Genomic DNA, 12,625 nt, shown 5'->3' with positions numbered 1-12,625 from the left:
CCGTCAATTCGCCACCTCAAGGTCGGGTACGACCTTGCGCAGCTCCTCCGGGGAGATCGCGCCCGCGCGCAGCAGCACCGGGACGTCACGGGAGACGTCCACGATGGAGGAGGGCACGTTGCCCGGGGTGGGACCGCCGTCGAGGTAGACGGAGACGGAGTCGCCGAGCATCTGCTGGGCGGCGTCGCAGGTCTCCGGCGCGGGGTGGCCGGTGAGGTTGGCGGAGGAGACGGCCATGGGGCCGAACTCGGTGAGCAGTTCGATGGCGACCGGGTGCAGCGGCATCCGGACGGCGACGGTGCCCCGGGTGTCCCCGAGGTCCCACTGCAGGGACGGCTGGTGCCGGGCGACCAGGGTGAGCGCGCCGGGCCAGAAGGCGTCGACCAGGTCCCACGCCTTCTCGGAGAAGTCCGTGACGAGGCCGTGCAGGGTGTTCGGGGAGCCGATGAGCACGGGGGTGGGCATGTTGCGGCCCCGGCCCTTGGCGGCGAGCAGGTCGGCGACGCCCTCGGAGGAGAACGCGTCGGCGCCGATGCCGTAGACCGTGTCGGTCGGCAGCACCACCAGTTCGCCACGACGGACGGCGGACGCGGCCTCGCGCAGACCCGTCACGCGGTCGGTCGCGTCGTTGGTGTCGTATCGCCGTGCCATCTAGCGGGCCTCCTCGTACGGGTACTGCGGGGATGAAGTCTGGGCGGCGCTCACGGCATCGCCTTGCGGGCGGTCGCGAAGCGCGGGCGGTTGTTGAGGTCGGGGTGGTCGGCCGCGTCCGCCCAGCCCCGCTCCTCGGTGAAGATCCACGGCACCTGACCGCCCTGGGTGTCGGCGTGCTCGACGACGACGACTCCGCCGGGGCGCAGCAGCCGGTGCGCGGTGCGCTCCAGGCCGCGGATGAGGTCGAGGCCGTCCTCGCCGGAGAAGAGGGCGAGGTCGGGGTCGTAGTCGCGGGCCTCCGGGGCGACGTACTCCCACTCGGTGAGCGGGATGTACGGCGGATTGGAGACGACGAGGTCGACCTGGCCGTCGAGGTCCGGGAAGGCGGTCAGGGCGTCGCCCTGGCGCAGGTCGACCCTGGAGCCCTGCATGTTCTTGCGGGTCCACTGCAGGGCGTCCTCGGACAGCTCCACGGCGTGGACGCGCGAGCGCGGCACCTCCTGGGCGAGGGCCAGCGCGATGGCGCCGGAGCCGGTGCACAGGTCGACGATGCAGGGCTCGACGACGTCCATGGCGCGCACCGCGTCTATGGCCCAGCCGACGACCGACTCGGTCTCGGGGCGCGGCACGAAGACGCCGGGTCCTACCTGGAGCTCCAGATAGCGGAAATAGGCGCGTCCGGTGATGTGCTGGAGCGGTTCGCGCTGCTCGCGGCGGGCGACGACCTCCCAGTAGCGGGCGTCGAAGTCGGCGTCCTTCACGGAGTGGAGCTGGCCGCGCTTGACGCCGTGCACGAACGCCGCGAGTTCCTCGGCGTCGTTGCGCGGCGAGGGCACACCGGCGTCGGCCAGCCGCTGGGTGGCCTGGGCCACCTCCGCGAGCAGCACGCTGCGGGGGCTCGGGGGTCGCCCCCCGAAGTCTTGCTGCACGCTTCTCCTCCGGTCTCGTGCTTCGTCGTGCGGTGGGTGCTTACGCGGCGGCGAGCTTCGCCGCCGAGTCGGCGTCGACACAGGCCTGGATCACCGCGTCGAGTTCGCCGTCCAGGACCTGGTCCAGGTTGTACGCCTTGAAGCCGACGCGGTGGTCGGAGATGCGGTTCTCCGGGAAGTTGTACGTACGGATCTTCTCGGAGCGGTCGACCGTGCGGACCTGGCTGCGGCGGGCGTCCGCGGCCTCGGCCTCGGCCTTCTCCTGGGCCGCGGCGAGCAGCCTGGAGCGCAGGATACGCATCGCCTGCTCCTTGTTCTGGAGCTGGCTCTTCTCGTTCTGGCAGGAGGCGACGACACCCGTGGGCAGGTGGGTGATGCGCACGGCGGAGTCGGTGGTGTTCACGGACTGGCCGCCGGGTCCTGACGAGCGGTACACGTCGATACGCAGGTCGTTGGCGTGGATCTCGACGTCGACCTCCTCGGCCTCGGGCGTGACGAGCACACCGGCGGCGGAGGTGTGGATACGGCCCTGCGACTCGGTCGAGGGCACGCGCTGCACGCGGTGCACACCGCCCTCGTACTTCAGCCGGGCCCACACGCCCTGGCCGGGCTCGGTGGCCCCCTGGCCGCCCTTGGTCTTCACCGCGACCTGGACGTCCTTGTAGCCGCCCAGCTCGGACTCGGTGGAGTCGATGATCTCGGTCTTCCAGCCCACGCGCTCGGCGTACCGCAGATACATGCGCAGGAGGTCACCGGCGAACAGGGCGGACTCGTCGCCGCCCGCGCCCGCCTTGATCTCCAGGATGACGTCCTTGTCGTCGCTCGGGTCGCGCGGGACGAGCAGGAGGCGGAGCTTGTCGGTCAGCTCCTCGCGCTGCTTGTCCAGCACCTTGACCTCGGCGGCGAAGTCGGGGTCGTCGGCCGCGAACTCGCGCGCGGTCTCGATGTCGTCACCGGTCTGCTTCCAGGAGCGGTACGTGGCGACGATCGGGGTCAGCTCGGCGTAGCGCTTGTTCAGCTTGCGCGCGTTCGCCTGGTCGGCGTGGACCGAGGGGTCGGCGAGCTTCTGCTCCAGATCGGCGTGCTCGGTGACGAGTTCCTCGACTGCCTCGAACATCTTTCGGCTCCTGTACTGCGGGTGAAGGGCTGGCGGGCGACCAAAAACGCCGGTCCCGGGCACACCCCGGGCGGGGCGTGACCGTGGACCGGCGGTTTCGCGCTCGCTACTTCTTCGAGCCGGCGGCAGCCTTGCCGAAGCGGGCCTCGAAGCGGGCCACACGGCCACCGGTGTCGAGGATCTTCTGCTTGCCCGTGTAGAACGGGTGGCACTCGGAGCAGACCTCGGCGCGGATGGCGCCGGACTGGATGGTGCTGCGGGTGGTGAACGACGCGCCACAGGTGCAGCTGACCTGCGTCTCGACGTACTCGGGGTGGATCTCGCGCTTCAAGGTGTCTCCTAGGTTCGGGAGGGCTCCGGGTCGCTGCCGCGGGATGCGGGGCGTGAACCGGGGCCGACGTACCAGTCTGCCAGGACTGGCGCCATCCCCCAAAACCGGGGGCGTCCCTTTTCTATTCCCTGGGGGTTCCCTGCGGGTTCCCTGCGGGGCTTCAGGGTGTCGCCTCTGAAGGTGGCTGGTTTGTCACCGTTCGCGGGTGCGGGTCCGCTTAAGCCGGTCGCGCAGTTCCCCGCGCCCCTGTTCGGCAGCCCCTTCGGGGCGCCGAATTCCCTTACGGGGTGCCGATCACCTTGCCCGCCCTGCCCGTCGCCGCGTCCGCCGTCGCCGTGGCGGGGACCTGGCGGTCCCCCTTCAGGGCCTTCCAGACCTGGGCGGCCTTGCGGGGTTCCAGGAGGACGCGGTTGGGGTCGGCGGGGTCGTACTGGACCGGCATCGTCACTATCTGGACGTGGGAGGACTTGATGCCCTTGAGGCCGCCGGCGAAGTCCGCGAGCGAGTTGACCGAGCCGAGGTCGGAGTCGGTGGTGACGGACCTGGTGGCGGTGTCGGCGAGGTCGTAGAGCCGCTTGGGGTTGCTGAGGACGCCGACGTCCTTGACCCGGTCCATCAGCGCCTTGACGAACGCCTGCTGGAGCTGGATGCGGCCGAGGTCGGAGCCGTCGCCGACGCCGTGCCGGGTGCGGACCAGGCCGAGGGCCTGGGTGCCGTCGAGGGTGTGGGTGCCGGCCGGGAGGTTCAGATGGCTCTGCGGGTCGTGGATGGCCCGGGTGGTGGTCACCGGTACGCCGCCGAGGTCGTCGATCAGCCGCTGGAAGCCCGTGAAGTCGACCTCCAGGTAGTGGTCCATGCGCAGACCGGTGAGCGATTCGACCGTCTTCACGGCGCAGGGGGCGCCGCCGGTGGCGTACGCGGAGTTGAACATCACGCCCTGGGCGGCCGGGTAGGTGTCGCCCTTGGTGTCGGCGCAGGCGGGGCGGTCGATGAGGGTGTCGCGGGGGATCGAGACGACGGTGGCCTTCTTGTGGCCCTTGTGGACGTGCACGATCATCGCCGTGTCGGCGCGGGCCCCGCTGTCGGCGGCCCCGCCGCCGAGTCTGCGGTTGGCGCCCGCGCGGGTGTCCGAGCCCAGGACCAGGATGTTCTCGGAGCCGGTCGCGCCCTTGGCGGGCCGGTGGGCGCCGAGCAGCTGGTTGATGTCGATGCTCGTGAGGTTGCCGTTGAGCTTGAAGTAGACGTATCCGGCTCCGGCCCCGCCCAGGACGACGACGCCCGCGGCGGCCCAGGCGGTGGCGAGCAGTGCCTTGCGGCGCGTACTGCGGGGCTTGCGGCGGCGGCCCTTGCCGCGACGGCCGGGCTCCGGGGTGCTCTCGGCGGACACGTCACTCCTAGATCTCGTCCGGTTGATTACCCCCTGCGTTCAGGGTCGGGTGCAGTCGTCACGCACCATCGTCGCTCCACCTGGTCATACAGGGAAACTCGGGACAGGCTCGCACAGCCGACCGGCCCGACCGCGTGCGACGAACGTCACGGAACGTGACCGGCACGAGGGGGAGATCCCCGCGCTCACCTGGGGTTTCGACGGGGCGGACGACGGGGTCCGGAGGCGGTGCGGAAGGGACATGTGTGGGAAAGGTCTCGTACGGCGCCGTACCGCGCGGATACGGACAGCGGGCGTACGCAAAGAGGCCGCCCCCGGCGGAAGATCCGACGGGGGCGGCCTCAACGCCCTTGCGGGCGGGGGGTGTTGCGCGTGACTCAGTCGCCGTTGCCCGGAGCGGGCGTGTTCTTCTGAATCTGCGTCAGGAACTCGATGTTCGACTTCGTCTGCTTCATCTTGTCGAGCAGCAGCTCGATCGCCTGCTGCTGGTCGAGCGCGTGGAGCACGCGACGCAGCTTCCAGGTGATGGCCAGCTCCTCGCTGCCGAGCAGGATCTCCTCCTTGCGGGTGCCGGACGCGTCGACGTCCACCGCCGGGAAGATGCGCTTGTCGGCGAGCTTCCGGTCGAGCTTGAGCTCCATGTTGCCGGTGCCCTTGAACTCCTCGAAGATCACCTCGTCCATGCGGGAGCCGGTGTCGACGAGCGCGGTGGCGAGGATGGTCAGCGAGCCGCCGTCCTCGATGTTGCGCGCGGCACCGAAGAAGCGCTTCGGCGGGTACAGGGCGGTGGAGTCCACACCACCGGAGAGAATGCGGCCCGACGCCGGGGCGGCGAGGTTGTACGCACGGCCCAGACGCGTGATGGAGTCGAGCAGCACGACCACGTCGTGACCCAGCTCCACCAGACGCTTGGCGCGCTCGATGGCCAGCTCGGCGACCGTGGTGTGGTCCTCGGCCGGGCGGTCGAAGGTCGAGGAGATGACCTCGCCCTTGACCGAACGCTGCATGTCGGTGACCTCTTCCGGACGCTCGTCGACCAGGACGACCATCAGGTGGCACTCGGGGTTGTTGTGCGTGATCGCGTTGGCGATCGCCTGCATGATCATGGTCTTGCCGGTCTTCGGCGGGGCCACGATCAGACCGCGCTGGCCCTTGCCGATCGGCGACACGAGGTCGATGATGCGGGTCGTCAGGATGCCCGCCTCGGACTCGAGGCGCAGCCGGTCCTGCGGGTACAGCGGCGTCAGCTTGTTGAACTCCGGGCGGCCGCGGCCGTGTTCGGGCGCCATGCCGTTGACGGAGTCGAGGCGGACGAGCGCGTTGAACTTCTCGCGACGCTCGCCTTCCTTGGGCTGACGGACCGCACCGGTGAGGTGGTCGCCCTTGCGCAGGCCGTTCTTGCGGACCTGGGCGAGGGAGACGTACACGTCGTTCGGACCGGGCAGGTAGCCGGAGGTCCGGATGAAGGCGTAGTTGTCGAGGATGTCCAGGATGCCCGCGACGGGGATCAGGACGTCGTCCTCGTTGACCTGCACCTCGGCGACCTCGTCGCGGCCACGACGGCCACGGCGGTCGCGGTAGCGGCCACGACGGCCACGACGGCCGCCCTCGAAGTCGTCGTCGTCCTGCTGCTGGCTCTGCTGACGCTGGCCGCCCTGCTGCTGGCCCTGCTGACGCTGGCCGCCCTGCTGGTCGTCGCCCTTGCCGCCACGGCGGTCGCGGTCGCGCTCCCGGCCGCCGCGGTCACGGTCGCGGTCGCGGCGGTCGCGGCGTCCACGGCCCTCGCCGTCACCGGCATCGCCCCGGGCGTCGTTCTGCTGCTGCGTCTCGGCCTTCGGCTCGCTCTTCGGCGCCTCGGCGGCGGTCTCGGCCGGGCTGCCCGCCTCGGCGGTCGCGCGACGGCGGCGGCGCTCGCCGGAGGTGTCCTCGGCGGCGGCCTGCTGCTCCGGCTGGCCCTTCGGGGAGGGCTGGCCCGGGATCTCGATCTGGGCGGCGGCCTTCTCGGCGGACTTCTCCGCCTTCGCCTCGGCGGCCTCCTCACCCGTACGGGTCTTGGAGGTGGCGCGGCGCTTGGGCTTGGTCTCGGCGGCGGCCTCGGCCTTGGGGGCTCCTCCCCCGGCCTGGGCCTCCTTGATGACCTCGATCAGCTGGCTCTTGCGCATCCGCGCGGTGCCCTTGATACCGAGGCCGGAGGCGACCTGCTGAAGCTCGGCCAGCACCATGCCCTCGAGGCCGGTGCCTCGGCGCCGCCGGGAGCCGGCACCGGTGGCAGGCGCGGAGTCCGTGGCGGGCGCGGCAGCGGTCTCCTCGACACGTGCGCCCATCAGATCGGTGGTGTCGCTCACGAAGGGTCCTTCCCTGGAGCGGACGTCGGCCTGTCTGGCTCGGCGACCGGTTGTGCTGTCCGGCATCGGTTCTGTCAGTGAGTACCGAGCCGGGGCGGTGGTCCGCCTGGAAGCGGCGGAAGAGAAATTTCTGGTGATGACGCTCCCCGCGAGTCGTGACACTCGGTGTCACGTGGCGCGGCGGCGCCGATTCCGGAGCGGGTCCTGTGCCTCGCTCAGTGCCCCCATACGTCGTACTGCCCAGGTACGGCGCACGGAACACGGAGTGGCTTGGGAGGCTCCCGGAAGAATGTCTGTCCCTGACGGGGACACGAAGCACCTCGCCATGGTGGGGTCGGGTGCAGACTTGAGATTAACACTACCGGATGCAACAAACATTCCCCCTCTCCAAATCCGGCAACCGGGTGTCAGGTCGCAAGCGGCAGCACGCTCGCTCCCTGCAGATCGAAGGCCAGCCGGTTGGCGGCCCAGTCGGCCCCGGCCAGCGCCTCCACCTTGTCGGCCGTGCCCGCGTCGGCCAGGGCCATGACGGTGGGTCCGGCGCCCGAGATGACGGCGGGTACGCCGTCCGCGCGCAGCCGCTCCACGAGCGCGGCGCTGTCGGGCATGGCCGGGGCGCGGTACTCCTGGTGGAGACGGTCCTCGGTGGCGGGCAGCAGCAGCTCGGGGCGCCTGGTCAGCGCCTCGACGAGCAGGGCCGCGCGACCCGCGTTGGCGGCGGCGTCGACATGCGGCACGGTGCGCGGGAGCAGTCCGCGCGCGGTCTCGGTGAGCACCGGCTTCCCGGGCACGAAAACCACCGGAACGATGGAATCGTCGGGCTCCATCCTGATCGCGCGGGCGGCGCCACGCTCCATCCAGGACAGGGTGAACCCGCCGAGCAGACAGGCGGCGACGTTGTCCGGGTGGCCCTCGATCTCGGTGGCCAGCTCCAGGAGGGCCGCGTCGTCGAGACGGGCCTCGCCGCCTATCGTCACGGCGCGCGCGGCGACGATGCCGGCGCAGATGGCGGCGGAGGAGGAGCCGAGGCCGCGGCCGTGCGGGATGCGGTTGGCGCACACGATCTCAAGACCGCGCGGCTGGCCGCCCAGCACGTCGAAGGCGGTGCGCAGGGCGCGGACCAGCAGATGACGCTCGTCCCTCGGCAGGCTCTCGCCGCCCTCGCCCGCGATGTCGATGTGCAGCCCGGCGTCGGCCACCCGGACGACCACGTCGTCGTAGAGCCCCAGCGCGAGGCCCAGGGCATCGAAGCCCGGACCGAGGTTGGCGCTGGTGGCGGGAACGCGCACCCGGACGGCGGCGGCGCGGAACGCTGGACCGGCCATCGCTCGAGACTCTCCTTGAGCTGCGTGACTGCCCGAATGTGCCGCACGGCGGACATTCGGTGTGGACATTCGATGACGTACGAAGACCCGTCGGGCCGCGGAGACGACGCGGCGCCGTGCCACACGCGTGGGCAGGTGCGGTGGGCGGGTTGGTCCCAGCCTATCGAAGGAAGGTTCAGTGGCGACATAGGGCGCACAGGAGGCGCACGATGCGTGTCGTAAGCCCCCTGTGCATCCGTTCCGGTCGCCGCGGCCGGTCCCCCGGGGTTTCGCGGTTCGCCGCGGGCGTCAGACCAGGCCGAGGCGCTGGGCCGCGACGGCCGCGTCGACCGGGACGACGACCGGCTCCGGGGCACCCTCGGTGGCCCAGCCGGGGTCCTTCAGGCCGTTGCCGGTGACCGTGCAGACGATGGTCTGGCCCGGATCGACCCTGCCCTGCTCGGCCGCCTTGAGCAGACCGGCGACCGAGGCGGCGGAGGCGGGCTCCACGAAGACGCCCTCCTGCGAGGCCAACAGCCGGTAGGCGCGCAGGATCTCACGGTCCGTCACCTCGTCGATGGCGCCGCCGGATTCGTCGCGCGCGGCGAGGGCGTACTGCCAGGAGGCGGGGTTGCCGATGCGGATGGCGGTGGCGAGGGTGTGCGGGTCCTTGACGACCTCGCCGCGCACGATGGGCGCGCTGCCCGCCGCCTGATAGCCCCACATGCGCGGAGTGCGGGTGGCAGGACCGTCGGCCTTGTACTCCTTGTAACCCTTCCAGTAGGCCGTGATGTTGCCCGCGTTGCCGACCGGGAGGACATGGATGTCGGGCGCGTCACCCAGCATGTCCACGATCTCGAACGCGGCCGTCTTCTGGCCCTCGATACGCACCGGGTTGACCGAATTGACCAGCGCCACCGGGTAGTTGTCGCTCAGGGCGCGCGCGAGGTCGAGGCAGTCGTCGAAGTTTCCGTCGACCTGGAGGATGGTCGCGCCGTGCACGAGGGCCTGGGCCATCTTGCCGAGCGCGATCTTGCCCTGCGGGACGAGCACCGCCGGGGTCAGGCCCGCGCGCACCGCGTAGGCGGCGGCCGAGGCGGAGGTGTTGCCGGTGGAGGCGCAGATGACAGCCTTGGCGCCCTCCTCCTTGGCCCGCGTGATGGCCATGGTCATGCCCCGGTCCTTGAAGGAGCCGGTGGGGTTGGCCCCCTCCACCTTGAGGTGGACCTCGCAGCCGGTGCGCTCGGAGAGCACCCGCGCGGGCACGAGAGGCGTGCCGCCCTCGCGGAGCGTCACGACCGGCGTGCTGTCGCTGACCGGCAGCCTGTCCCGGTACTCCTCGATGATTCCGCGCCACTGGTGGGTCATTGCCGCTTACTCCCCTTCAACCCGCATGATGCTGGCGACACCCCGCACGGTGTCGAGCTTGCGCAGCGCCTCGACGGTCCCGGACAGAGACGCGTCGGAGGCCCGGTGGGTCACGACGACAAGCGATGCCTCGCCGTCCTTGCCCTGCTGCCTGACCGTATCGATGGACACCCCGTGCTCGGCGAACACCGTGGCGACCTGGGCGAGGACACCCGGTTTGTCCGCCACGTCGAGGCTGATGTGGTACCGCGTGACGACGTCCCCCATGGGGGAGACGGGCAGCGCCGCGTACGCCGACTCGCCCGGACCCGTCGTACCACTGAGCAGGTTGCGGCAGACCGCGACGAGGTCGCCGAGGACGGCGGAGGCGGTGGGCGCGCCGCCGGCGCCGGGGCCGTAGAACATCAGCTGTCCGGCGGCGTCGGACTCCACGAAGACCGCGTTGTACGCGCCGCGCACCGAGGCCAGCGGGTGGCTGAGTGGGATCATCGCGGGGTGGACGCGCGCGGTGACGGAGGCGCCGTCCTCGGCGCGCTCGCAGATGGCGAGCAGTTTGATGGTGCAGCCCATGCGCTTGGCCGAGCGGAAGTCGGCGGCGGTGACCTCGGTCATGCCCTCACGGTGCACGTCGTCGAGGCGGACCCGGGTGTGGAAGGCGATCCCGGCGAGGATGGCGGCCTTGGCGGCGGCGTCGAAGCCCTCGACGTCGGCGGTGGGGTCGGCCTCGGCGTACCCCAGCGCGGTGGCCTCGTCCAGGGACTCCTGGTAGCCCGCGCCGGTGGAGTCCATCTTGTCGAGGATGAAGTTGGTGGTGCCGTTGACGATGCCGAGCACGCGGTTGACCTTGTCGCCCGCGAGGGACTCGCGCAGCGGGCGGATCAGCGGGATGGCACCGGCGACGGCGGCCTCGTAGTAGAGGTCCTTGCCGTGCTCCTCGGCGGCGGCGTGCAGCGCGGCGCCGTCCTGGGCGAGGAGGGCCTTGTTCGCGGAGACGACGGAGGCGCCGTGCTCCAGCGCGGCGGTGATGAGGGTGCGGGCGGGCTCGATGCCGCCGATGACCTCCACCACCACGTCGATGTCACCGCGCTTGACCAGCGCGGTCGCGTCGGTGGTGACCAGCGCGGGGTCGATGCCCGCGCGCACCTTGGCGGGACGGCGTACGGCGACACCGGCCAGCTCCACCGGGGCGCCGATGCGGGCGGCGAGGTCGTCCGCGTGCGTCGTCATGATGCGCGCCACCTCGGAGCCGACCACTCCACAGCCCAGCAGCGCCACCTTCAGCGGACGCGTACGCATCATCCGACCTCGTTTCCCTCATACCGTGTGCGGTGGGATCAGTCTCACTCACCAGACTGCGGTTTCTACCCTTGGTCCGGATCCTGAGACATGTATTTCATCTCGCCCGGTGGGGCCGCAGGAGGTTTTCCGGGCGGCCCCGGCCGGGGGCTTTTCCGACGGCTCGGCTCAGCCGACGTCGAGGCGCAGCAGGTCGTCCTCCGTCTCGCGCCGGACGATCACGCGGGCCTCGCCGTCGCGGACGGCGACGACCGGCGGGCGGAGCACATGGTTGTAGTTGCTGGCCATGGAGCGGCAGTACGCGCCGGTGGCCGGTACGGCGATGAGGTCGCCCGGTGCCAGGTCGGCGGGCAGGAACGCGTCCTTGACCACGATGTCCCCGCTCTCGCAGTGCTTGCCGACGACGCGGGCGAGCATGGGCTCGGCGTCGCTGGTGCGCGAGACGAGGGCGACGCTGTACTCGGCGTCGTACAGCGCCGTACGAATGTTGTCCGACATACCGCCGTCGACCGAGACGTAGGTGCGCAGTCCCGCGAGCGGCTTGACGGTGCCGACCTCGTACAGCGTGAACGCCGTGGGCCCGACGATCGCGCGGCCCGGCTCGACGGAGATGCGCGGCACGCTCAGCCGGGCCGCCTCGCACTCGCGGGTGACGATCTCGGTGAGCGCCTTGGCGATCTCGTGCGGCTCGCGGGGGTCGTCGTCGCTGGTGTAGGCGATGCCGAGGCCGCCGCCGAGGTCGATCTCGGGCAGCTCGACGCCGTGCTCGTCGCGGATGTCCTTGAGCAGGCCGACGACGCGGTGCGCGGCGACCTCAAAGCCGGACATGTCGAAGATCTGCGAGCCGATGTGACTGTGGATGCCGATGAGTTCGAGCCCGTCGAGGGTGAGCGCGCGCCGTACGGCCTCGGCGGCGCGGCCGCCCGCGAGCGGGATGCCGAACTTCTGGTCCTCGTGCGCGGTCGCGATGAACTCGTGGGTGTGCGCCTCGACGCCGACGGTGATGCGGATCTGCACCCGCTGCCGCTTGCCGAGCCCCTGCGCGATGTGCGCGACGCGGGCGATCTCCTGGAAGGAGTCGAGCACGATCCGCCCGACGCCCGCCTCTACGGCTCGGGTGATCTCCTCGACCGACTTGTTGTTGCCGTGGAAGGCGATGCGCGCGGGGTCCATCCCGGCGGACAGCGCGGTCGCCAGCTCGCCGCCGGAGCAGACGTCGAGGTTGAGCCCCTCCTCGTCCAGCCAGCGCACGACGGCGCGGGAGAGGAACGCCTTGCCCGCGTAGAACACGTCGGCGCTCTCGCCGAACGCGGTGCGCCAGGCGCGCGCCCGCGCCCGGAAGTCGTCCTCGTCGAGGATGTACGCGGGGGTGCCGAACTCCTCCGCGAGCCGGGTGGCGGGGATGCCGCCGACGGTGACGACACCGTCCTCGTCCCGGCGCACGGTACGGGCCCACACCTTGGGGTCCAGTGCGTTGAGGTCGGCGGGCGGGGCGGAGTAGTGCCCCTCGGGGAGGACGTCGGCGTGGCGGGGCCCGGCGGGGTGGGCGGAACGGCTCATGACGTTGGCTCTCTGTGTCGCGCTGGGGCTTCTCGCGGAGCCCTCAGAGGTGTTCGGGTGCGTCGATGCCGAGCAGGGACAGGCCACCGGCGAGCACCGTCCCGGCCGCTTCGGCGAGCGCCAGCCGGGCGCGGTGGGCGGCCTCGGGTTTCTCCTCGCCGAGCGGAAGGACGCCGGGAAGAAGGGGGAAGAGCGCGTCGGCGACGGTCACGAGGTGCCGGGCGAGACGGTCGGGGGCGTGCTGGGTGGCGGCGGTGGTGAGGATGCGGGGGTGGGCGGTGAGGGGGGTGAGGAGGGTGTTCTGCGCGGTCTGCTCGGCTGCGTCGGTGTCGCC

Annotated in this window: 11 protein-coding genes; all 11 read right to left on the bottom strand. The window is 71.2% G+C overall.

Features of this window, described 5'->3' with window-relative positions:
• Positions 1-3: 3 nt before the first annotated feature.
• Positions 4-651, bottom strand: coding sequence for an L-threonylcarbamoyladenylate synthase (locus tag GTW40_RS04135; RefSeq protein ID WP_161178771.1), 648 nt, complete (start codon positions 649-651; stop codon positions 4-6).
• A 50-nt stretch (positions 652-701) separates the two neighbouring features.
• Positions 702-1,541 carry a peptide chain release factor N(5)-glutamine methyltransferase gene (prmC, locus tag GTW40_RS04130; RefSeq protein WP_161178786.1) on the bottom strand — a complete coding sequence of 280 codons (840 nt, stop codon included), beginning with the start codon at positions 1,539-1,541 and terminating at the stop codon, positions 702-704.
• Between the two features lie 82 nt (positions 1,542-1,623).
• A complete protein-coding gene (gene prfA / locus GTW40_RS04125; RefSeq protein WP_161178770.1) occupies positions 1,624-2,700 on the bottom strand; it encodes a peptide chain release factor 1 in 1,077 nt (358 codons plus the stop codon).
• Positions 2,701-2,806: 106 nt separating this feature from the next.
• Positions 2,807-3,031 carry a 50S ribosomal protein L31 gene (gene rpmE / locus GTW40_RS04120; protein WP_018544505.1) on the bottom strand — a complete coding sequence of 75 codons (225 nt, stop codon included), beginning with the start codon at positions 3,029-3,031 and terminating at the stop codon, positions 2,807-2,809.
• Positions 3,032-3,311: 280 nt separating this feature from the next.
• Entirely contained in the window at positions 3,312-4,418 is a 1,107-nt protein-coding gene (locus GTW40_RS04115) for an LCP family protein (RefSeq protein ID WP_161178769.1), read from the bottom strand.
• 377 nt (positions 4,419-4,795) lie between these two features.
• A complete protein-coding gene (gene rho, locus GTW40_RS04110; protein WP_161178768.1) occupies positions 4,796-6,763 on the bottom strand; it encodes a transcription termination factor Rho in 1,968 nt (655 codons plus the stop codon).
• Positions 6,764-7,170: 407 nt separating this feature from the next.
• Positions 7,171-8,088, bottom strand: a complete 918-nt coding sequence (gene thrB, locus GTW40_RS04105; RefSeq protein WP_161178767.1) for a homoserine kinase — start codon at positions 8,086-8,088, stop codon at positions 7,171-7,173.
• A gap of 288 nt (positions 8,089-8,376) precedes the next feature.
• Positions 8,377-9,435 carry a threonine synthase gene (gene thrC, locus GTW40_RS04100; RefSeq protein WP_161178766.1) on the bottom strand — a complete coding sequence of 353 codons (1,059 nt, stop codon included), beginning with the start codon at positions 9,433-9,435 and terminating at the stop codon, positions 8,377-8,379.
• A 6-nt stretch (positions 9,436-9,441) separates the two neighbouring features.
• Positions 9,442-10,731, bottom strand: coding sequence for a homoserine dehydrogenase (locus tag GTW40_RS04095; RefSeq protein ID WP_161178785.1), 1,290 nt, complete (start codon positions 10,729-10,731; stop codon positions 9,442-9,444).
• Between the two features lie 168 nt (positions 10,732-10,899).
• Positions 10,900-12,291 carry a diaminopimelate decarboxylase gene (gene lysA / locus GTW40_RS04090; RefSeq protein WP_161178765.1) on the bottom strand — a complete coding sequence of 464 codons (1,392 nt, stop codon included), beginning with the start codon at positions 12,289-12,291 and terminating at the stop codon, positions 10,900-10,902.
• A gap of 43 nt (positions 12,292-12,334) precedes the next feature.
• The coding region (locus GTW40_RS04085; protein ID WP_272918977.1) for a DALR anticodon-binding domain-containing protein at positions 12,335-12,625 on the bottom strand (291 nt) is incomplete at its 5' end.

The organism is Streptomyces sp. SID4985 (assembly GCF_009863025.1).
In the GTDB taxonomy this organism is placed as follows: Bacteria; Actinomycetota; Actinomycetes; order Streptomycetales; family Streptomycetaceae; genus Streptomyces.
The sequence above is the reverse complement of the archived record's forward strand: the minus strand, read 5'-3'. Positions and strand labels throughout refer to the sequence as shown.

Bases quoted from the DNA above. Each gene is read 5' to 3' on its own strand.
- GTW40_RS04135 (WP_161178771.1), bottom strand. From the start codon at position 651: ATGGCACGGCGATACGACACCAACGACGCGACCGACCGCGTGACGGGT.
- prfA (WP_161178770.1), bottom strand. From the start codon at position 2,700: ATGTTCGAGGCAGTCGAGGAACTCGTCACCGAGCACGCCGATCTGGAG.
- thrB (WP_161178767.1), bottom strand. From the start codon at position 8,088: ATGGCCGGTCCAGCGTTCCGCGCCGCCGCCGTCCGGGTGCGCGTTCCC.
- thrC (WP_161178766.1), bottom strand. From the start codon at position 9,435: ATGACCCACCAGTGGCGCGGAATCATCGAGGAGTACCGGGACAGGCTG.
- GTW40_RS04095 (WP_161178785.1), bottom strand. From the start codon at position 10,731: ATGCGTACGCGTCCGCTGAAGGTGGCGCTGCTGGGCTGTGGAGTGGTC.
- lysA (WP_161178765.1), bottom strand. From the start codon at position 12,291: ATGAGCCGTTCCGCCCACCCCGCCGGGCCCCGCCACGCCGACGTCCTC.